Origin of the sequence: Oceanisphaera sediminis, assembly GCF_039539745.1 — a bacterium.
In the GTDB taxonomy this organism is placed as follows: domain Bacteria; phylum Pseudomonadota; class Gammaproteobacteria; order Enterobacterales; family Aeromonadaceae; genus Oceanimonas; species Oceanimonas sediminis.
Genome location: NZ_BAABDS010000010.1, coordinates 14,419 through 33,274 on the forward strand (window position 1 = coordinate 14,419; position 18,856 = coordinate 33,274).

An 18,856-nucleotide genomic window follows, 5' to 3' on the forward strand; every position below is an offset into this window, starting at 1 on the left:
ACTTTCCGGGGTGACATTTTATTTTCATAAGACTCAAAAACAAAAACACCCCGGCGAGCCGGGGTGTTTTTAGCTTAACCAGGGCTTACTTGGCCCAGGACTTACTTGGCGAAATTTTCTGCCACGAATTCCCAGTTGACCAGTGACCAGAAGGCCTTCACATAGTCGGGACGCACGTTGCGATAGTCGATGTAGTAGGCGTGTTCCCACACATCACAGGTCAGCAGCGGTGTGGTGGCGTCGGTCAGCGGGCAACCGGCGTTGGAGGTGTTGGCGATGGCCACAGAGCCGTCGGCCTTCTTCACCAGCCAGGTCCAGCCGGAGCCGAAGTTGGTCACACAGGATTTGGTGAACGCTTCCTTGAAGGCATCGAAAGAGCCGAAGGCGGCATTGATGGCATCGGCCAGGGCGCCGGTAGGTTCGCCGCCACCGTTGGGAGCCAGACAGTTCCAGTAGAAGGTGTGGTTCCAGATCTGGGCGGCGTTGTTGAAGATGCCACCGGTAGAAGTGGTGATGATCTCTTCCAGAGACTTGCCTTCGAACTCGGTGCCGGGAACCAGGTTGTTCAGGTTGACCACGTAGGAGTTGTGGTGCTTGCCGTGGTGATATTCCAGGGTTTCCTGAGAGATATGCGGTTCCAGCGCGTTTTTGGCGTAGGGCAGAGCGGGAAGTTCAAATGCCATTATTATATTCTCCATTTTGATGGTGCCAGCCTGAGGCTGATCTAGACATTGCTGACTTGCTTTCTTTCCATGGCGGGGCGGCCGACATTTCATAGCCGCAAACCGCTAAATTGCTGAAAGGATTGTAGCAGTTTGCCGGACGGCTAAACAACAACAGCTTTTGTAGGGGTACACCGGGGCGTGAAGACGCTGAAAAACGGCGACTTTTAACCGGAACATCGAGGGCAGGGGCCTGAACCGGGTTAATGTATCGCCAATACTAATTTATGGTGTCCCGCTCTTGTGACGAGGAAGGGATAAAGTAGAATGGGGCCTTTAACAAATCCCGTTTTCTAACCGTCGTCTGCCGAGGTGCCCCATGGACACAATTGAAAAAATCAAAACCCAAATCAGTGAAAACCCGATTCTGCTCTACATGAAAGGATCGCCCAAATTTCCCAGCTGTGGTTTTTCTGCCCAGGCCTCTCAGGCATTGATGAACTGTGGCGAACCCTTCGCCTACGTGGATATTCTGCAGAACCCGGAAATTCGTGCCGAACTGCCGAAATACGCCAACTGGCCGACCTTCCCCCAGCTGTGGGTAGACGGTGAGTTGGTCGGTGGTTGCGACATCATCATGGAAATGTTCCAGCAGGGCGAACTGCAGCCGCTGATCAAGGAAACGGCTGCCAAGTATCCCAAGTCCGAGCAAGAATAAGCCCGAAGGACAGCTGTAAGCGATAAGCTGTCAGCTATAAGTGAAAGACAAACACTGTCTTTTGTAGCCGCTTATTTGTTCGGCAAGCAAAGGTATCTGGAAAAACGGCTGTCAGCATAATGCTGACAGCCGTTTTTTAGTTTCCTTCATTTTATCAATAGCTTATAGATGCGGTGTTTTGTGGGTCGACTTATTTTAGGTAAGTAAATTCGACCAAAATGATGGCATAGCCTGAAAGCGGCCGAATGCTTTTAACGCAGCATGTATCTACGAAGGGGCTGGGGCTATCTGTAGCTGATCGCTTATAGCTTCCGGCTTACAGCTTTATTAAATGCATTTCACCGGTTTGGGCAGGCCGGCGAGCTTGGTGGCCTGCTTGGCCGGGCCCTTGGGGAACAACCGGTACAGGTAACGGCTGTTGCCTTTTTCTTCGCCCAGCTCTTTGGCCATGGCCTTGACCAGGGCGCGCATGGCCGGCGAGGTGTTGTACTTGAGATAAAAGTCGCGCACAAACTGGATCACTTCCCGGTGCTCGGGGGTCAGCGTGATGCCTTCCTGCCCGGCCAGAATAGCCACCATCTCCGGTTGCCAGTCCTGATGCTGTTTAAGATAGCCCTGGGCATCGGTATCTATGGTGCGGCCTTCAAACTCGAACATATTCACTCATCTTCTTTATCCTCTGAAGTCGGCGATTTTACCCAAGTCCCGGACCGGGTGCATCTTTCTCCGGCGTTTGCTGCTGAAAGCCGCGAGCCAGCTGATAGAGATCGTTGACCAGCAGGGTGATATGCCCCAGCAACTGCCGACTGAGGATCAGCCATTCGTCGTCGCTATCGGCGTCGAGGGCGCCAGTCGGCAGTGGCGGGTAGACCGGCAAGGTGTCTGCGCTGCGCAAGGCACGAGCCGAGGCCAGCAGACGGGATACCAGCTGCTGTATCTGTTCGTCCTGCAAGGGGGCGCTGTGTCTGCGATGGGCACCCAGGGTCGACAGATACGACAGCAGCGCATGGTTGCGATAGGCAATATCGAAACACAGGTTCAGCCAGTATCTGGGCACCGGCTCGACGCGAATATTTTGCCAGGCCAGTGCCAGCTGATTGTCCGCCAGATGAGCCTGTTTGCGCGGCAGCCGGTAGTCGAGTTCATCATCCCGGCCCTGGGCGAACTGGCGGGCAATGGCTGAGAGATAATGGGCATTGGCTTCCATGGCATCGGCCATCAACCGGGGCAGATGGCGGCGCTGCCAGTCGGGCCAGATAAACCAGACCGCCACAAAGGCCAGGGCACAACCGGTCAGGGTGTCGAATAGCCGGGGTAGAAATACCGGCTCTGTTACGCCGCCCTGCAGGTTGAAGGCCAGCAGTACGAACAGGGTAACAAAGCCCACCGCCCAGCTGTAATAGACCTTGACCTGAGTAAAGAAGATAAAAATGCACAGCAGCAGTATCACCAGTTGGGCGCCGACCGAGGGAAAGAGGTAGAGCAGCGGAATGCCGGCCACTATGCCGCCCAGGGTACCCAGCGTTCGTTGCACCAGTCGCTTGCGGGTGGCGCTGAAGCTGGGCTGACAGACAAAAAGAATGGTCAGCAGTATCCAGTAGCCGCGTTCCAGCTCCAGGCTGGCGATCAGGCTGTAGCCGAGGGCAAAGCACAGGCTCAGACGTACACCGTGGCGAAACAACAGCGAATTGGGATGCAGCAGCGCCTTGAGCTTGGGCCAGAACGGCACCGGCTCCGGGCGGGCCAGTTCAACGGAGACCGCTTCGGACAGCGGCTGGCGCCGGGTCAGCGCCTCGGCCCGTAACAGAGCCTGATGCAGGTGTGCCATGTTGCGGCCCAGAAATTTCATCGGGCTGAGCAGGGAGCGGGGATAGTGCTGCTTGAGGTGGCTGTAATCCAGCTGATCCTGCAGGGCACTCAGTTCCCAGCTGATGCGTTTGCTGTGTTGATAGTCATTATGGGTGAGAATGGCATAGCCGAGCCGGTAGCAGGCTTCGCCCAGCTCCACCAGCAGGGTCTGATAACCGGCCAGCACATCCACCTGTTTCAGATCCCGGTTCAGTTGCTGATAGGAATAATGACTGGAAGTGGCGCGTTCGTGCATTTCCTGCACCAGCAGATAGAGCGCCAGCAGACGGCCCAGTTCCTGCTCCTGTTTTTCTCTACCCTGAATACGGCGATTCAGTATCAGTTTGGTGGTTTCCAGGGCGCTGACCAGCTGGATATTGAGCTGGGCCAGTTGATGGCGCAGATGCTGGTGCTGCTCTTCGGGGCTGTCGAAGAAACGGGATTTTTCCAGCAGATAACGGGACAGGGCAAAATAGCATTGGGCCAGTTGTTCGTGCACCTGCTTGTAGGGCCAGATCAGCAGCACCAGCCACGACAGCAGACCATACCAGGCCGCCCCCAGGGTCAGCAGCAGCGGCTGATACCAGAATGAAGGACTGTCGGCGTGGCCCTGCATGGCATAGAGCGACACCAGCAGGGTGCCGAATCCCAGGGTACCGGCACCGGGCCCCCAGGCTCCCATCAGGATCAGCACCAGGGTACTGAGCACCAGCAGCGGGCCGAACACCAGCGGCGTGTCGATCAGCAGGGTGACCAGGGTGATGGCGCCGAAAAAGCATATCAGGCTTAACAGCAGATGGCGCAGTCGGCCTTTGGGATCCTGATCCACTTCGCTCAGGGCGCCGGCCATGGCGCCCAGGGTCAGGGTGACGGCGGCAGGGGTCTGCTCCAGCCACCAGCCGGGTAACAGCAGGCTGGTCATGGCCAGCAGCACTTTCAGGGCAAAGAAGAAATGGCTGTCAGTAAAGACGCGCCTGATCCAGAGGGTTGCGGGAGACATAGGACACTTTCACAATACCGGGCTTTACGTCCGATAATACGCGAGTCGGCCCCGAACAACAGACATTGCGGCCACAAAAAAGCCCCATGAAGGGGCTTTTTACACTCGATGAGTGGGGAAGTATTAATCCCGGCTCAGACCCAGCAGTTGCAGCAGGCTGAGGAAGATGTTGAAGATGGACACATAGAGCGTCACGGTGGCGGAGATATAGTTCTGCTCGCCGCCATGGATGATGGCGCTGGTCTGCATCAGGATGGCGCCGGACGAGAACAGAATGAACAGCGCGCTCAGGGCCAGGCTCAGCGCCGGCAGGGCCAGGAAAATATTGGCGACGATACCAACCAGCAGTACCACAAAGCCCGCCATCATCATGCCGCCGAGGAAGGACATGTCCTTCTTGGTGGTCAGCACATAGGCCGACAGCGACAGGAAGGTCAGGGCAGTACCACCCAGCGCCAGCATCACGGTTTCGGTACCGGAGGCGGTGCTCAGGTAATAGTTGATGATGGGCCCTATGGTGTAACCGGTGAAGGCGGTAAAGGCGAAGATGAACAGCAGGCCCAGGCTGCTGTTGCGGTTACGCTCGGTCAGGTACATCAAGCCGTAAAAACCGACCAGGGTAATGATGAGGCCCGGGCGGGGCAGGGTCAGCATGGCACTGACGCCGGCCGACAAGGAGGCCACCACCAGCGTCAGGCCCAGCAGCATATAGGTGTTGCGCAGTACCTTGTTGGTCGCCAGTGCGCTCGACTGGGTACGGGACAGAGTATCGTTATATCGCATCGTTCAGACTCCTTTAGTGTCTAAAACCTGTTTCCGGCCTGCCTTCGAGTCAACCATCTTCGAGTCAATCATAGAAGAACAGGGCGGCTAAAAAATAATTCCGGTCATTTGGACATAACATGACCCGGTTGTCGAGCTTTCTATTCCCGAATTCAAGGGCTTGCCCCGTGAATTTGCGGTAAAGTGATCACAAAATACCCACTCGAACCAATATTGGTATTTATCAGTTTACAAGGCAGTCCGGCCTTGGGTAGTATGCACGGCGTCGGAGGGGTGGCAGAGTGGTTGAATGCACCGGTCTTGAAAACCGGCATGGGTTTATAGCCCATCCAGGGTTCAAATCCCTGCTCCTCCGCCAGACCACAGAAAAGCCCGCTGCGTTTATTCGCAGCGGGCTTTTTGCATTCAAGCGCTACAGACCCTGGCTCAGAGGCCCTCATGGACATTCTGCTGGAACATCGCGATTACCTCGTTATCAACAAGGCCGCCGGCATCGGCATGCATCAGGAAGGGGAGCAGTCCGGGCTGGTACGCCAGCTCGGCGAAACCCTGGGCGAGGCCCTGTATCCGGTACATCGGCTGGACAAGATCACCACCGGCGTTCTGCTGCTGGCGCGTAACCCGGACGCCAACCGCGAACTCAGCCGTCAGTTTGCCGAACGCAGCACCCGCAAATGGTATCTGGCGCTGTCGGATCAAAAATCGAACAAAAAGCAGGGCCTGATCAAGGGCGACATGGAAAAGGCACGCGGCGGCAGCTGGAAGCTGTGTCGCACCCAGCACAATCCGGCCATTACCCGTTTTCACAGTTGTCTGCTGGCCGAGGGGCTGCGCGGCTTTCTGCTGCAGCCGCAGACCGGCAAGACTCATCAGCTGCGTGTCGCGCTGAAAAGTCAGGGCTGCCCTATTCTGGGGGACAGCCGCTACGGAGGCAGCGCGGCCGACCGGGGCTACCTGCATGCCTGGCAACTGAGTTTCTCCTATCAGGGCGAGCGGTTGACGGTGCGGGCGCCACTGAGCGAAGGCGAGCAGTTCATCAGCCACGGCGCCGAGTTGGAAAGCTGGGCTACGTCATTGATGGCGGTAACAAAAGTCGACTAAACTCGGTCATCCTTCACAACGAATGTGAGCACAGGGAGAGACCGGATGGACTATTGGATCATGGGCGGTGGCGGCATCGGTTGCGCGCTGGCGCAGGCCTGCCTTGAACGTGGCGATACAGTGTCGCTGTTCAGTCGAACCGACCCCGGTATGACGGGCGCAGACTGGCTGGCGGTGGACAACACCGATCCTGAGGCGCTGGCTGAAGCCACTCGAGAGCTGCCGTTACCGGATCGGGTCATCAATACTCTGGGTATGCTCCACCAGGGAGAGCAGCAGCCGGAAAAGCGCATCGAACAATGCACCGAGGCGGCGCTGACCAACAGTATTCACATCAACACCTGGCCGACCCTGGCCATGGCCCGGTTACTTTCTTCTCGCCTGACACGTCAACAGTCTTTGCAGTTTGCCGCCCTGTCGGCGCGGGTAGGCAGCATCAGCGACAACCGGGCCGGGGGCTGGTACAGCTACCGTATCAGCAAGGCGGCACTCAACATGGCGATCAAAACCCTGGGCATAGAGTGGCAACGGCGCTTTCCCGCCGCGGCTGTGGTGGGGCTGCATCCGGGCACCGTCGCCACCGAGTTGTCGGCGCCGTTTCGCGCCGGTCTTGCCGAGGGCCAGCTACAGAGCCCGCAACAGACGGCCCGTCATCTGCTGGCGGTACTCGACGGCCTTGGCCCCGAGCAGTCCGGCCGAATCTTCGCCTGGGACGGGCAGGAAATTCAGCCCTGATGGTACCGAGTCGTTGTTTGCAACGATTTGGTAGTTTGTGATGTTGAGCATCCGTTCTTCTTTGTTCATCAGCGAGTGACGCCATGCTTTCACTGACGGCACAAGATGTAAAAACCGGTGTGCCCCTGGCCGACAAGGCCGCGGTCATTCAGGCTCTGGCCGACTGGCTGCAACAGGACGGCCATGTGGCTGCCGGTTACGGTGCCGGCCTGCTGGCGCGTGAGGCGCAAGCCGCCACCTACCTGGGCCAGGGGATTGCCATTCCCCACGGTACGCAGGAAAGTCGTCATCTGATCGAAAAAACCGGCATCAAGGTGATGCATCTGCCCGATGGGGTACCCTGGGATGATGGCGAAAAAGCTTATCTGGTGCTGGGTATTGCCGCCCGCTCCGACGAGCACCTGGACCTGCTTAAACAACTGGCCCGCACCCTGTCGCGAGACGGCTTGCTTGAACGGGTCAAGGCCATTCGGGAGCCGCAGCAAGTATTGCAACTGTTGCAGGACGACAGCGGGTCGAGTGTCGCTACCGAGCTGATGCTCAGTGTCGAGCAGCTGGCCGTCAAGGCCGATGCCGGCTCACTGGAGCAGCTGGTCGAACAGGCCGCGACGCTGATGTCATTGATCCCGAGTGAAGCGACGGCGTTGCAGCAGAGCGATGCCATGCACATCGGTCAGGGCTGGTGGCTGCAGCAGACTCCGACCAGTGAGCAGCCCCGAGTGGCGTTGCTGACCGCCGCCAGCACCGACATTGTTCATCGCCAACAGCCGGTGAACGGTGTGCTGGCCCTGGCGGTCAAGGGCATGGCCCACAAGACGCTGCTGAACAAAATAGCCGACTGGCTGGCGGCGGGCCGAGGGGCCGAGCTGGCGGGGTTGAACTCGGCCGAGCTGCTGTTGAACGCGCTGCAATGCGGGCCTGCCCCCGCCAACCGTCATCAACGGTTGGCGGTGGTGCGTAATAGCCACGGCCTGCATGCCCGACCCGGCGCCATGCTGGTGCAGGCCGCCAAGCCATTCGAGGCGGATATTCAGGTCTGCAATCTCGACGGTGACCAACACTGGGTATCGGCCAGAAGCCTGATGCAGGTGATAGGGCTGGGCGTCAAGAACGGGCACCGGCTGCTGTTCAGAGCCGAAGGCCCCGATGCCGAGCCTGCCCTGAATGCCTTGGCGGAAGCGGTAAGCGGAGGTCTTGGAGAGGAGCTGGTGTCGCCGGAGCCGAAGGCCGACACTGTGGATACGCGTGAACCGCAAGGCATAGCGCTCAATACTCGGGTGCAAGGGGTGGCCGCCTCACCCGGCGTGGCCATAGGGCCGATATTCGTGGACGCCCCTGCGCCGTTCGATTATCCGCAACAGGCCGGAGATGCCGAGGCCGAACAGCAAAAGCTTGAAGGTGCCATCAAGCAGGCCGGCGCGGAGTTGAATGCCACCTTGCGCCAGACTCGTGATACCCAGGCGCGGGACATGATGCGCATGCATGGAGAGTTGCTGGCCGACGTGTCTCTGATGCAGGGCGTGACCGGCCGTATCAGACAGGGCCTGTCTGCCGCCGCCGCCTGGTGGAGTGAAATTGACGCCGCCGCTGCCCGGCAGGCGGCCAGCGATGATGCCTTGCTGGCGGAGCGGGCCGCCGATATTCGTGATATTGGCCGTCGAGTGATGGCGGTGTTGTGTCATCGCCGTTTGCCATCCCCACCTACACATCCTTACCTTTGGCTGGCGCAGGATATTGGCCCCTCGCAGTTGGTCAATCTGGATACGAGTCGGGTGCTTGGGCTGGTAACCGTGGGCGGTGGTGCCTCCTCGCACAGCATGATTCTGGCTCGTGCGCTGGGTATTCCGGCATTGGTGGCGGTGGATGAGGCGGTGATGACCTTGCCGTCGGGCACCGAAGCCATGCTTAATGGCGATGACGGTACGCTCTGGATTGCGCCCGAGGCGGCGGTGCTGGAACAGGCTCGCGCCCGCCAACAAGAAGAGCAGGAACGGGCGGAGCAGGACTGGACGCATCGACACGACGCCGCCATCACCCGGGACGGGCATCGGGTGGCGGTGGCCGCCAACCTGGGCGATACCGCCCGGGCAAAAGAGGTGGCGGATGCGGGTGCCGCCGGGGTAGGGCTGTTGCGTACCGAGTTTATGTTTATGGCCCGGCGCAGCGCACCGGATTTAACAGAGCAATTGGCGCTTTACCGGCAAGCGTTTGATGCCCTGGAGGGCAAGCCGCTGCTGGTGCGTACCCTGGATGTGGGCGGCGACAAACCCCTGCCTTACTGGCCGATGCCAAAAGAAGACAATCCTTTTTTGGGCGTACGCGGTATTCGGCTGTGCATGCAAAAGCCCGACGTGCTGGAAACCCAGTTGCGCGCCTTGCTGATGGCGGCCGGCGACAAACCGCTGCGGATCATGTTTCCGATGGTGGCCGACTGGTCCGAGTGGTGCTGGGCCAAGGCCCGGTTCGACATCATCCAGGCCGAGGTGCAGGCGACGAATGTACAGCTCGGTATCATGGTGGAGGTGCCTGCCGTTGCCCTCAATGCCGCTGTGTTTGCCGAAGAGGTCGACTTTTTCAGTATCGGCACCAACGATTTGACCCAGTACACCCTGGCGATGGACAGGGGAAACGGCGGGCTGGCCAGACTCTCGGATGGTCTTCATCCGTCGGTGCTGCGCTTGATCAAGATGACGGTGAATGCCGCTCATGCCAAGGGTAAATGGGTGGGCGTCTGTGGGGAGCTGGGCTCGGATCCGCAGGCTTTGCCGTTGTTGCTGGGATTGGGGGTGGACGAGCTGTCGGTCAGTCTCAAGCGGGTGCCGTTTATCAAGGCGCAAGTACGTGACTGGCGCCTGAGTCGCTGCCGGCAGCTGGCCGAACAGGCCTTGCGGGCAGTCGATGCTCCGGGGGTACGGCGCCTGGTAGCCGCAGCGCAACGCGAGCCGGGAACAGCGCAATGAAAACATTGATTATGACGGCCTGTCCCGGTGGCACGGCCAGCAGTTATCTGGCGGCCCGCTTGTTGCGTCAGGCGGCACAGGATCTGGGCTGGCAGGTGAACGTGGAATGTTACAGCCGGCTTGAACCGGTGACCGGCTTCACCCAGACGCAGCTTGATGAGGCCGAGCTGGTGCTGGTGGCGGCGGATACCTCACTGGACATGTCCCGTTTTCTCGGCAAGCCATTGTATCGCAGTGATATTCAATCGGCACTTAACGACCCGGGCGCCTGGTTGCAGCAGGGCAGGGCGCAGGCGGTGGTGCAGAAAAAAGTTGAATCGATGGCCGGGGTTAAGCTGGTGGCCATTACCGCCTGTCCGACCGGGGTGGCGCATACCTTTATGTCTGCCGAGGCATTGACCGAGGCCGCCACCGCCATGGAAATTGAGCTCAAGGTGGAAACCCGGGGCTCGGTGGGTGCCCAGCACGCACTGACTGCCGCCGACATCAAAGCCGCGGATGCGGTGATAATAGCGGCGGACATAGAGGTGGATTTGAGCCGATTTGACGGTAAACGGGTGTATCGCACCAGCACCGGCATGGCACTGAAAAAACCGCAATACACCCTGGAGTGCGCCCAGGCCAAAGCCCGATTGTATCGGCACAAGGAGAAGAGCCCGGCGGGAACCTGCCGGCAAGACGACATTCAACAAGACGTTAAGCAGGCCGGTCCTTATCGGCATCTGCTGACCGGGGTGTCATTCATGTTGCCGATGGTGGTGGCCGGCGGCCTGATCATCGCGCTGTCATTCGTGTTTGGTATCGAGGCCTTTCAGCAGCAAGACAGCCTGGCGGCGGCGTTGATGCAAATTGGCGGTGGCTCGGCCTTTGCTCTGATGATCCCGGTGCTGTCCGGCTATATCGCTTATTCCATTGCCGACCGGCCGGGCATTGCTCCCGGCATGATTGGCGGCATGCTGGCCAGCACTCTGGGTGCCGGTTTTCTTGGTGGCATCATCGGCGGTTTTCTCGCCGGTTACAGCGCGCGTGCTCTGGTGCAGAAGGTACCGATGCCAACCAGCCTGTCGGCACTTAAACCCATATTGATTATTCCGTTGTTTGCCAGCCTCTTTACCGGCCTGGTGATGATTTATGTGGTCGGTGGTCCGGTGGCCTGGGTGATGACCACCCTGACCGAGTTTCTCAATAACATGGGCTCGGCCAACGCGGTACTGCTCGGTATCATCATCGGTGCCATGATGTGTTTTGATATGGGCGGGCCGGTCAACAAGGCGGCCTATGCGTTTTCGGTGGGATTGCTGGCGTCACACACCTATGGTCCCATGGCCGCAGCCATGGCCGCCGGTATGGTGCCGGCACTGGGCATGGGCATCGCCACCCTGTTGGCCCGGCGCAAGTTCAATGTGAGCGAGCGGGAGGCGGGCAAGGCGGCATTGGTGCTGGGGCTGTGCTTTATTTCCGAAGGCGCGATTCCCTTTGCCGCAAGGGATCCGCTGCGAGTGATCCCCAGTTGCATGCTCGGGGGGGCTCTCACCGGGGCTCTGTCCATGTTCTTTGGCGCCAGACTGTTGACGCCTCACGGCGGCATCTTCGTGTTTTTTATCCCCAATGCCATTCAGCCGTTGCTGTGGTACGGGCTGGCCATTGCCGTTGGCGCCATCATGACCGGTGTGCTGTATTCGGTGCTGAAACGCAGCGATGCCCAGCTGCTGGCGGGAAAATAAATCGTGAGGGGTGAGGGGTGAGGGGCGAAGGGTGAGGGGCGAAGGGTGAGGGGTATCTTTCACTCCTCACTCCTCACGATCTAGCACCCACAAAAAAGCCCCGGGCAATGGCCCGGGGCTTTGGTAGCCGCAGAAGCGTTAGCGTCACTCTTTGAGCATATGGCCCAGCTTGCCGGCCTTGGTGTTCAGGTAATCTTCGTTGAAGGGATTGCGGCCTTCCTGCAGCGGTATCCGCTCTACCACGTCAATACCGAAGTTTTCCATCGCCTTGACCTTGCGCGGGTTGTTGGTCATCAGCTTCATCTGCTTGACACCCAGACCGTGCAGCATATCGGCACAGATGGTGTAGTCGCGCATGTCGGCAGCAAAGCCCAGTGCGACATTGGCTTCCACCGTGTCCTTGCCCTGATCCTGCAGATGATAGGCATGGATCTTGTTAAGCAGGCCGATGCCTCGTCCTTCCTGACGCACATAGAGCAGTATGCCGCGTCCTTCCTTGGCGATCATTTCCAGCGCCGCCTGCAGCTGAAAGCCGCAGTCGCAACGCAGACTGAACAAGGCGTCACCGGTCAGGCACTCGGAGTGAATGCGGCCCAGTACCGGCTGTCCGTCGTCGATATTTCCCATCACCAGGGCGGCATGATCCTTGCCGGTGCCTTTTTCTTCAAACCCGATCAGGGTAAAGGTGCCCCAGGGTGTTGGCAGTTTTGAGTTTGCCATCCGGGTAACACTGCTCATGGCGTTCCTCTTATGGTTATCAAGTAACAAAAAATGGCGGCCATTGTAAAGCGGATGGGCGTGCAGGTATAGGCGCAATATCGGCGGCGCGCGAACGACTTTCTTTTTGTCGTGTTAATGAATTGTAAGTTATGCCTTTATCTCTCAACTCGGGTATAATGCCGGCCGCGCGGCACTCGGTGCCCAGACTCATTATTCACTGGAGAATGCCATGACTGAACAAGCTCCCGTCATTACCGTGGATGGCCCAGGCGGCGCCGGCAAGGGCACCCTTTGTCAGTTGCTGGCCGAAAAACTGGAATGGCACCTGCTTGATTCCGGCGCTATCTATCGCGTACTGGCCCTGGCGGCCCGGCATCACAATGTGGCGCTGGACGATGAAGCCGGGCTGATGCCGTTGGCGGCGCATCTGGATGTTCAGTTCCCGGTCGAAGATGGCCATATCAAGACCATCCTCGAGGGAGAAGACGTTTCCCGTGCCATTCGCACCGAACAAATGGGAGACGCCGCCAGCAAGGTAGCCGCCTTTCCCCGGGTGCGAGAAGCCCTGCTGCGTCGTCAGCGCGCTTTTCGGGCCAGCCCCGGTTTGATTGCCGACGGTCGGGACATGGGCACGGTGGTTTTCCCCGATGCGCCGGTCAAAATATTCCTCGATGCCAGCGCCGAAGAAAGGGCGCAGCGACGGCTTATTCAGTTGCAAGACAAGGGCTTTGATGTTAGTTTTGACCGTCTTTTAAGCGAAATTCAGACCCGTGACGAGCGCGATCGCAATCGCGCCGTGGCGCCGCTCAAGGCCGCAGCCGATGCGCTGGTGATCGACTCGACGGATTTGTCTATTACGCAAGTACTGGACAAAGTGCTGGGTCATACTAGAGTTAAGCTCGGTTAAGCGTTATTTCGGTTAAAAATTTGAAAAGATGACTTAAGCCAAGTTGCTTGTGCAACTTGGCCCTGCCCGCCCCAGGGAAGGGACGGGTCTATACTAATCACCCCATCGGTGCCGGATTGCCCTGTGGATGTTCAACTTAAAAAGTGTATTCATTAAACATGATTGAATCTTTTGCCCAACTCTTTGAAGAGTCTCTGAAAGAACTGGAAACCCGTCCGGGTTCCATTGTTAAAGGTACTGTAGTAGCCATCGAGAACGGTATCGTTCTGGTTGACGCAGGCCTGAAGTCTGAATCCGCTGTCCCTGCCGAGCAGTTTAAAAATGCTCAGGGCGAGCTGGAAGTCAGCGTTGGCGACGTAGTAGACGTAGCGCTGGACGCGGTAGAAGACGGTTTCGGTGAGACTCTGCTTTCCCGTGAAAAAGCGAAGCGCCACGAGTCATGGCTGCAACTGGAAAAAGCCTACGAAGATCAGGAAACCGTTATCGGTGTGATCAACGGCAAGGTCAAGGGTGGCTTCACCGTAGAAGTGAACACCATTCGTGCCTTCCTGCCTGGTTCGCTGGTTGACGTACGCCCGGTACGCGACACGCTGCACCTGGAAGGTAAAGAGCTTGAGTTCAAAGTAATCAAGCTGGATCAGAAGCGCAACAACGTTGTTGTTTCTCGTCGTGCCGTTATCGAAACCGAAAACAGTGCAGAACGCGAGCAGTTGCTCGAGAATCTGCAGGAAGGCCAGGAAGTCAAGGGTATCGTCAAGAACCTGACCGACTACGGCGCTTTCGTAGACCTGGGCGGCGTAGACGGCCTGCTGCACATCACCGACATGGCCTGGAAGCGCGTTAAGCATCCTTCCGAAATCGTGAACGTGGGTGACGAAATCAACGTTAAGGTGCTGAAGTTCGACCGTGAGCGCACTCGTGTGTCTCTGGGTCTGAAGCAGCTGGGCGAAGATCCGTGGGTTGATATCGCTAACCGTTACCCGGAAGGCACTCGTCTGTCTGGCCGCGTGACCAACCTGACCGACTACGGCTGCTTCGTTGAAATCGAAGAAGGCGTTGAAGGCCTGGTACACGTGTCCGAAATGGACTGGACCAACAAGAACATCCACCCGTCCAAAGTGGTTTCCGTTGGCGACAGCGTAGACGTGATGGTGCTGGATATCGACGAAGAACGTCGTCGTATCTCTCTGGGTCTGAAGCAGTGCAAATCCAACCCGTGGCAGCTGTTTGCGGAAACCCACAACAAGGGTGACCGTGTTTCCGGCAAGATCAAGTCTATCACCGACTTCGGTATCTTCATCGGTCTGGACGGCGGCATCGACGGTCTGGTTCACCTGTCCGACATTTCCTGGAACGCCAACGGTGACGAAGCCGTTCGTGAATTCAAGAAAGGCGACGAGATTGACGCCGTTGTTCTGCAGGTCGATCCCGAGCGCGAGCGCATCAGCCTGGGCGTGAAGCAAATCGACGAAGACCCGTTCAACAAGTATCTGTCTGACAACAAGAAAGGTGCTATCGTTAAGGGTACCATCACTGCCGTTGACGCCAAAGGCGCCGTGGTTGAGATGGAAGAAGGCGTTGAAGGTTATGTCCGCGTTGCCGACATCTCCCGCGACCGCATCGAAGACGCATCCACCGTACTGAAAGTGGGTGAAGAAATCGAAGCGCGTTTCATGGGCGTTGATCGCAAGAACCGCACTCTGAGCCTGTCTATCCGTGCGAAAGACGAAGCTGAAGAGAAAGTGGTAATGGATAGCCTGAACCAGCAACAACCTGAAGATGTTGGTTTGAGTGCCATGGCCGAAGCTTTCAAGGCGGCTAAAGGCGAATAAGCCTGTCCGAGTTCAAAAGGGGGCCTTCGCGCCCCCTTTTTGTTGTCTGATGATCAGGAGAAACACATCATGACCAAATCCGATCTCATTGAAAGACTGTCAGAACAGTACAGCCATCTCTCCGCCAAGGAGGTGGAAAATGCCATCAAGGAAATTCTTGAACAGATGGCATCGACGCTGCAAACAGGGGATCGCATTGAAATCAGAGGTTTTGGCAGCTTTTCATTGCATTATCGGGCCCCCCGTCAGGGCCGCAATCCGAAAACCGGTGAAAAAGTTGAATTGACCGGTAAATATGTACCGCATTTCAAACCCGGTAAAGAATTGCGCGAGCGGGTTAATCCGGCCTGAGCCTATACCGGCTTGTTCCATATCACTTTTTGTGGCAACTCGACTGGCTAGCATTCGGCTTTTACGGGATAATGCCAACACTCGAAATCAGGAAGTTGAGAGGGTAAGGTGAAAATTATTTTTGGCCTGGTAATCCTGGCAATTTTGTTTGCGGTAGGACTGACACTGGGCTCGCAAAATGACCAGTTGGTGCATGTGAACTATCTGCTGGCTCAAGGCGACTATCGTCTTTCCACATTACTGGCAGTGGTATTTGTTGCCGGCTTTTTTATCGGTTGGCTGGTGTTCGGTCTGGTATTGCTGCGTCTCAAGATGAACAACAGTGGTTTGCGCAAGAAAGTCGAGCGTCAACAAAGGGAATTGGAAGAGCTCAGAGCATTGCCCATTAAGGATTGACGAGCCCTATGCTGGAATTGCTGTTTCTGCTGCTTCCGGTCGCAGCTGCCTATGGCTGGTATATGGGGCGCAGAGGAGTCCGGCAGGATGCTCAAAACAAATCCAATCATTTCTCCCGGCAATACGTTGCCGGGCTGAATTTTCTGCTTTCCGATGAGCCTGACAAGGCCGTTGACCTGTTTATTCAATTGCTGCAGGTCGACAGTGAAACCATTGAAACCCACCTTGCTCTCGGTAACCTGTTTCGTTCCCGGGGCGAAGTCGATCGTGCCATTCGCATACATCAGAACCTGATCGCCCGTCCGAACCTGTTACTGGAACAGCGTCATCTGGCGATGCTGGAGCTGGCTCGCGATTTTTTGGCTGCGGGTCTGCTGGACAGAGCCGAACATATTCTGCTGGAGCTGAAAAACGACCCGGATTATGAAGAAGAAGCCCTGAGCCAGCTGATGCAAATCTATCAGCAGTTAAAAGACTGGGAGCAGGCCATTATCGTGGCCGAGCGGCTCAAGAAACGACAGGGTGTCAAGGCGCTGGTTCCCATGGGGCATTTCTACTGCGAGCTGGCCGAACAGCAATGGCGTCGGCAGGACACCAAGGCTGCCATCGCTCAGCTAAAGAAGGCGCTGAAGGCCGATGCGGGCTGTGTCAGGGCCAATATGCGTCTGGCTGCTATTTATATGACACAGCAACAATGGTCGCAGGCGGCTGTTTGTCTGCTGCAGGTAACCGAGCAGGATGCGGACTTTATCAGCGAGGTATTGGCAGACTTGCAACATTGTTACCAAATGCTGGGTAATGAGGCGGAGTTTGTACAGCGGCTGGAGCAGTGGGTTGCCGCCGATAGTGGTGCTACTGCCGTACTGATGCTGGCCGACAAGGTAAGCGAAACACAAGGCGCGCTTGATGCCGAGCAACTGGTGTTGTCGCAACTGCAGCGGCACCCGACCATGAAAGGCTTTTACCGATTGATGTCGTATCATGCGGCCAATGCAGAGCAGGGCAGGGCGCGGGAAAGTCTGGAAATGCTGAAATCGCTGGTGTCCGAGCAAATCAGGCTCAAGCCCAGCCATCGTTGTGGCCAATGCGGCTTTTCTTCGCAAACGTTATTCTGGCAATGTCCCTCCTGCAAGCAGTGGGGCAGTATCAAACCGGTGCGTGGTCTCGACGGTGAGTGAATGATAGTGAGGTGAGGGGTGAGGAGAGCCCACATGGGAACCTTGTTTTGCTCTTTACCCCTCATCTCTTACTCCTCACGCCTTACAATCTGTTATAAAAATCAAAAGGTAACCCCATGCAAGACTCAAAAAAACTCGATCCCAAGATCCTGATTGCTCTGGATTTTGCCGATGAACAGCAGGCGCGGGCGCTGATTGCCAAGCTCGATCCGGCCAGCTGCCGACTAAAAGTCGGTAAGGAAATGTTCACCCTGTTCGGACCAGACTTTGTACGGTCTCTGGTGCAGGCCGGATTCGATGTTTTTCTCGATCTCAAGTTTCACGATATTCCCAATACCGTCGCCAAGGCGGTGGCCGCCGCGGCAGAGTTGGGGGTCTGGATGGTGAATGTGCATGCCAGTGGTGGCCCGCGCATGATGCAGGCGGCCCGTGAGGCCTTGTTGCCTTATGGTGACAAGGCGCCCTTGCTGATAGCGGTCACGGTATTGACCAGTATGACCGCCGAAGAGCTGGTTCAGGTTGGTGTGCAGAGATCTCCGGCAGAGCATGTACTGTCTTTGGCGCGGTTGACGCAGGCCGCCGGGCTTGACGGCGTGGTGTGCTCGGCTCAGGAAGCCAGCCTGCTGAAGGCGGAGCTGGGACCCGACTTCAAGCTGATCACGCCCGGTATTCGTCCGGCCGGCAGCGATGCGGGTGATCAGCGTCGTATCATGACGCCAGAGCAGGCGGTGAGTGCAGGCAGTGATTATCTGGTGATTGGCCGGCCTATCACTCAGGCGGCTGATCCGGCAGCCGTACTGGCCCAGATCAATCTCAGCCTGAAGGCATAATCATTATTAAAACCGAGCTGTAAGCCATAACCAGCCGTAAGTTGTCAGCTTTTAGTTAAAGACAAACACTATGGCAGTAGAGACGGCGTTATTTCTGCAGGTATGCCGTTGTTTGTGGGTTTGCGCCGGGCTTACAGGCTCGTCATACCGGTACTGAATCAAGCTCAGCATGACGGACCCGTTATCTTACTGCAGATAACACCAGATCCTGACGTTCGTCAGGATGACGATCCAGTTAACACCGATTATTCTGGCACCGCACATATTGTGTGCTCAAGAGCATAATGATTAACCTGCTCGATAGGGACTTTTCATGACACTACAGTCGTCAGAGCTGCTGAGCATTATCCAAAAGCCGATGCCATTCGGTAAATACCGGGGCCAGCCGTTGCTCCGGCTGCCCATGGCCTATCTGTGTTGGCTGGAGCGCAAAGGCTGGCCTGCCGGCGCCTTGGGGGCCGAGCTGGCGCTGGTATATGAGCTGAAGCTGAACGGCGTCGATCAGTCGTTGTATCGATTACTGGAGCGGCGTTAACGGCAGTATATTTTCCGGTGCGAAAAAGCATAAACAAAAAAAGGGCCATATGGCCCTTTTTAATAATAAGCAAGCGGCTGCTTACTTGCTGATAAGAAAGTCTTCCAGCGTCTTTTCACCGTTGTCCAGTGCCTGCTGGATCACGGAAGGCTTGCGACCCTGGCCGGTCCAGGTTTTGTATTCGCCATTTTCATCGTGATATTCGTATTTGGCCGGGCGCTTGCTGCGGGGCGCACTGGCTTTTTTGGCCGGCTCGGCCAGTTCAATCAACTCGCTGATATCAATACCTTCTGCGGCCATTTGCTCCATCAGCTCTTTCACTTTACGCTCGCGCTCTTGGGCTGCAGCCTGTTCGGCGGCTTTGGTTTCACGCTGCTCTTCAATAACGGAAGCCAGCTTGGCCAGGCCTTCTTCCATCTGATCAAGGGTCAGTTCACGAGTAGCTGCACGAAGACTACGGATATTAAGCAGTGTTTTCAAAAAGTCAGACATTAGGTTCACCTGTTGGTCTATCTTGTTTTTTTAATAAATTAAATTTACATCTTCATTTTAAATGAAGCAAGGTAATTAATGATT

At 57.0% G+C, this 18,856-nt stretch carries 18 protein-coding genes and 1 tRNA gene; 13 read left to right on the plus strand and 6 right to left on the minus strand.

From position 1 onward, the window contains the following. Positions 1-101 precede the first annotated feature (101 nt). A complete protein-coding gene (sodB, locus tag ABD827_RS03880; protein WP_298716366.1) occupies positions 102-683 on the minus strand; it encodes a superoxide dismutase [Fe] in 582 nt (193 codons plus the stop codon). A 358-nt stretch (positions 684-1,041) separates the two neighbouring features. Here sodB and ABD827_RS03885 point away from each other — a divergent pair, with 358 nt between their 5' ends. Further along, positions 1,042-1,380 (plus strand): Grx4 family monothiol glutaredoxin, encoded by a 339-nt coding sequence (locus tag ABD827_RS03885; protein WP_071471778.1) that lies wholly within the window; start codon positions 1,042-1,044, stop codon positions 1,378-1,380. Positions 1,381-1,707: 327 nt separating this feature from the next. On the opposite strand, the gene ABD827_RS03890 is transcribed toward ABD827_RS03885, so the two are convergent. From ABD827_RS03890 to ABD827_RS03900, 3 genes are all read right to left on the minus strand, one after another. After that, a complete protein-coding gene (locus tag ABD827_RS03890; protein WP_344963000.1) occupies positions 1,708-2,037 on the minus strand; it encodes a TusE/DsrC/DsvC family sulfur relay protein in 330 nt (109 codons plus the stop codon). Between the two features lie 37 nt (positions 2,038-2,074). Further along, positions 2,075-4,228 carry a YccS family putative transporter gene (gene yccS / locus ABD827_RS03895; protein WP_344962525.1) on the minus strand — a complete coding sequence of 718 codons (2,154 nt, stop codon included), beginning with the start codon at positions 4,226-4,228 and terminating at the stop codon, positions 2,075-2,077. 123 nt (positions 4,229-4,351) lie between these two features. Beyond that, entirely contained in the window at positions 4,352-5,011 is a 660-nt protein-coding gene (locus ABD827_RS03900) for a Bax inhibitor-1/YccA family protein (RefSeq protein WP_344962527.1), read from the minus strand. 267 nt (positions 5,012-5,278) lie between these two features. Here ABD827_RS03900 and ABD827_RS03905 point away from each other — a divergent pair. The 5 genes from ABD827_RS03905 to ABD827_RS03925 all read left to right on the plus strand — a co-directional run bounded on the left by ABD827_RS03905 (position 5,279) and on the right by ABD827_RS03925 (position 11,531). Then, positions 5,279-5,369, plus strand: a tRNA-Ser gene (locus ABD827_RS03905). Between the two features lie 80 nt (positions 5,370-5,449). Further along, positions 5,450-6,112 carry a TIGR01621 family pseudouridine synthase gene (locus tag ABD827_RS03910; RefSeq protein ID WP_344962529.1) on the plus strand — a complete coding sequence of 221 codons (663 nt, stop codon included), beginning with the start codon at positions 5,450-5,452 and terminating at the stop codon, positions 6,110-6,112. Between the two features lie 45 nt (positions 6,113-6,157). Then, positions 6,158-6,847 carry an SDR family NAD(P)-dependent oxidoreductase gene (locus ABD827_RS03915; RefSeq protein ID WP_344962531.1) on the plus strand — a complete coding sequence of 230 codons (690 nt, stop codon included), beginning with the start codon at positions 6,158-6,160 and terminating at the stop codon, positions 6,845-6,847. Positions 6,848-6,930: 83 nt separating this feature from the next. Beyond that, positions 6,931-9,807: a phosphoenolpyruvate--protein phosphotransferase gene (gene ptsP, locus ABD827_RS03920; protein ID WP_344962534.1), complete on the plus strand. Its 2,877-nt coding sequence runs from the start codon at positions 6,931-6,933 to the stop codon at positions 9,805-9,807. Further along, positions 9,804-11,531 carry a PTS fructose-like transporter subunit IIB gene (locus tag ABD827_RS03925; protein ID WP_344962536.1) on the plus strand — a complete coding sequence of 576 codons (1,728 nt, stop codon included), beginning with the start codon at positions 9,804-9,806 and terminating at the stop codon, positions 11,529-11,531. The genes ptsP and ABD827_RS03925 overlap by 4 nt, the downstream gene beginning before the upstream one ends. Before the next feature lie 144 nt (positions 11,532-11,675). On the opposite strand, the gene ribA is transcribed toward ABD827_RS03925, so the two are convergent. Beyond that, complete coding sequence (gene ribA, locus ABD827_RS03930) at positions 11,676-12,269, minus strand: GTP cyclohydrolase II (RefSeq protein ID WP_298716392.1); 594 nt, start codon at positions 12,267-12,269, stop codon at positions 11,676-11,678. 211 nt (positions 12,270-12,480) lie between these two features. Between ribA and cmk the strand changes: the two genes are divergently transcribed. The 7 genes from cmk to ABD827_RS03965 all read left to right on the plus strand — a co-directional run bounded on the left by cmk (position 12,481) and on the right by ABD827_RS03965 (position 18,280). Next, a complete protein-coding gene (gene cmk, locus ABD827_RS03935) occupies positions 12,481-13,158 on the plus strand; it encodes a (d)CMP kinase (RefSeq protein WP_344962541.1) in 678 nt (225 codons plus the stop codon). A gap of 158 nt (positions 13,159-13,316) precedes the next feature. Beyond that, positions 13,317-14,990, plus strand: coding sequence for a 30S ribosomal protein S1 (gene rpsA / locus ABD827_RS03940; RefSeq protein WP_298716398.1), 1,674 nt, complete (start codon positions 13,317-13,319; stop codon positions 14,988-14,990). 69 nt (positions 14,991-15,059) lie between these two features. Further along, complete coding sequence (gene ihfB / locus ABD827_RS03945; RefSeq protein ID WP_104485045.1) at positions 15,060-15,341, plus strand: integration host factor subunit beta; 282 nt, start codon at positions 15,060-15,062, stop codon at positions 15,339-15,341. Positions 15,342-15,449: 108 nt separating this feature from the next. After that, positions 15,450-15,737 (plus strand): LapA family protein, encoded by a 288-nt coding sequence (locus tag ABD827_RS03950; RefSeq protein ID WP_298716412.1) that lies wholly within the window; start codon positions 15,450-15,452, stop codon positions 15,735-15,737. 8 nt (positions 15,738-15,745) lie between these two features. Next, positions 15,746-16,915, plus strand: coding sequence for a lipopolysaccharide assembly protein LapB (gene lapB / locus ABD827_RS03955; RefSeq protein WP_344962546.1), 1,170 nt, complete (start codon positions 15,746-15,748; stop codon positions 16,913-16,915). Positions 16,916-17,031: 116 nt separating this feature from the next. Then, on the plus strand, positions 17,032-17,745 hold the full coding sequence (gene pyrF, locus ABD827_RS03960; protein ID WP_344962548.1) for an orotidine-5'-phosphate decarboxylase: 714 nt from the start codon (positions 17,032-17,034) through the stop codon (positions 17,743-17,745). Between the two features lie 313 nt (positions 17,746-18,058). Beyond that, positions 18,059-18,280 (plus strand): DUF3820 family protein, encoded by a 222-nt coding sequence (locus ABD827_RS03965; RefSeq protein ID WP_344962550.1) that lies wholly within the window; start codon positions 18,059-18,061, stop codon positions 18,278-18,280. Positions 18,281-18,361: 81 nt separating this feature from the next. On the opposite strand, the gene ABD827_RS03970 is transcribed toward ABD827_RS03965, so the two are convergent. Beyond that, on the minus strand, positions 18,362-18,772 hold the full coding sequence (locus ABD827_RS03970; RefSeq protein ID WP_344962552.1) for an H-NS family histone-like protein: 411 nt from the start codon (positions 18,770-18,772) through the stop codon (positions 18,362-18,364). Between the last annotated feature and the right edge of the window lie 84 nt (positions 18,773-18,856).

Bases quoted from the DNA above. Each gene is read 5' to 3' on its own strand.
- sodB (WP_298716366.1), bottom strand. From the start codon at position 683: ATGGCATTTGAACTTCCCGCTCTGCCCTACGCCAAAAACGCGCTGGAA.
- ABD827_RS03885 (WP_071471778.1), top strand. From the start codon at position 1,042: ATGGACACAATTGAAAAAATCAAAACCCAAATCAGTGAAAACCCGATT.
- cmk (WP_344962541.1), top strand. From the start codon at position 12,481: ATGACTGAACAAGCTCCCGTCATTACCGTGGATGGCCCAGGCGGCGCC.
- ABD827_RS03915 (WP_344962531.1), top strand. From the start codon at position 6,158: ATGGACTATTGGATCATGGGCGGTGGCGGCATCGGTTGCGCGCTGGCG.
- ABD827_RS03925 (WP_344962536.1), top strand. From the start codon at position 9,804: ATGAAAACATTGATTATGACGGCCTGTCCCGGTGGCACGGCCAGCAGT.
- yccS (WP_344962525.1), bottom strand. From the start codon at position 4,228: ATGTCTCCCGCAACCCTCTGGATCAGGCGCGTCTTTACTGACAGCCAT.
- lapB (WP_344962546.1), top strand. From the start codon at position 15,746: ATGCTGGAATTGCTGTTTCTGCTGCTTCCGGTCGCAGCTGCCTATGGC.
- ABD827_RS03910 (WP_344962529.1), top strand. From the start codon at position 5,450: ATGGACATTCTGCTGGAACATCGCGATTACCTCGTTATCAACAAGGCC.
- ABD827_RS03900 (WP_344962527.1), bottom strand. From the start codon at position 5,011: ATGCGATATAACGATACTCTGTCCCGTACCCAGTCGAGCGCACTGGCG.
- ihfB (WP_104485045.1), top strand. From the start codon at position 15,060: ATGACCAAATCCGATCTCATTGAAAGACTGTCAGAACAGTACAGCCAT.
- ABD827_RS03890 (WP_344963000.1), bottom strand. From the start codon at position 2,037: ATGTTCGAGTTTGAAGGCCGCACCATAGATACCGATGCCCAGGGCTAT.
- ABD827_RS03970 (WP_344962552.1), bottom strand. From the start codon at position 18,772: ATGTCTGACTTTTTGAAAACACTGCTTAATATCCGTAGTCTTCGTGCA.
- ptsP (WP_344962534.1), top strand. From the start codon at position 6,931: ATGCTTTCACTGACGGCACAAGATGTAAAAACCGGTGTGCCCCTGGCC.
- ABD827_RS03965 (WP_344962550.1), top strand. From the start codon at position 18,059: ATGACACTACAGTCGTCAGAGCTGCTGAGCATTATCCAAAAGCCGATG.
- pyrF (WP_344962548.1), top strand. From the start codon at position 17,032: ATGCAAGACTCAAAAAAACTCGATCCCAAGATCCTGATTGCTCTGGAT.
- rpsA (WP_298716398.1), top strand. From the start codon at position 13,317: ATGATTGAATCTTTTGCCCAACTCTTTGAAGAGTCTCTGAAAGAACTG.
- ribA (WP_298716392.1), bottom strand. From the start codon at position 12,269: ATGAGCAGTGTTACCCGGATGGCAAACTCAAAACTGCCAACACCCTGG.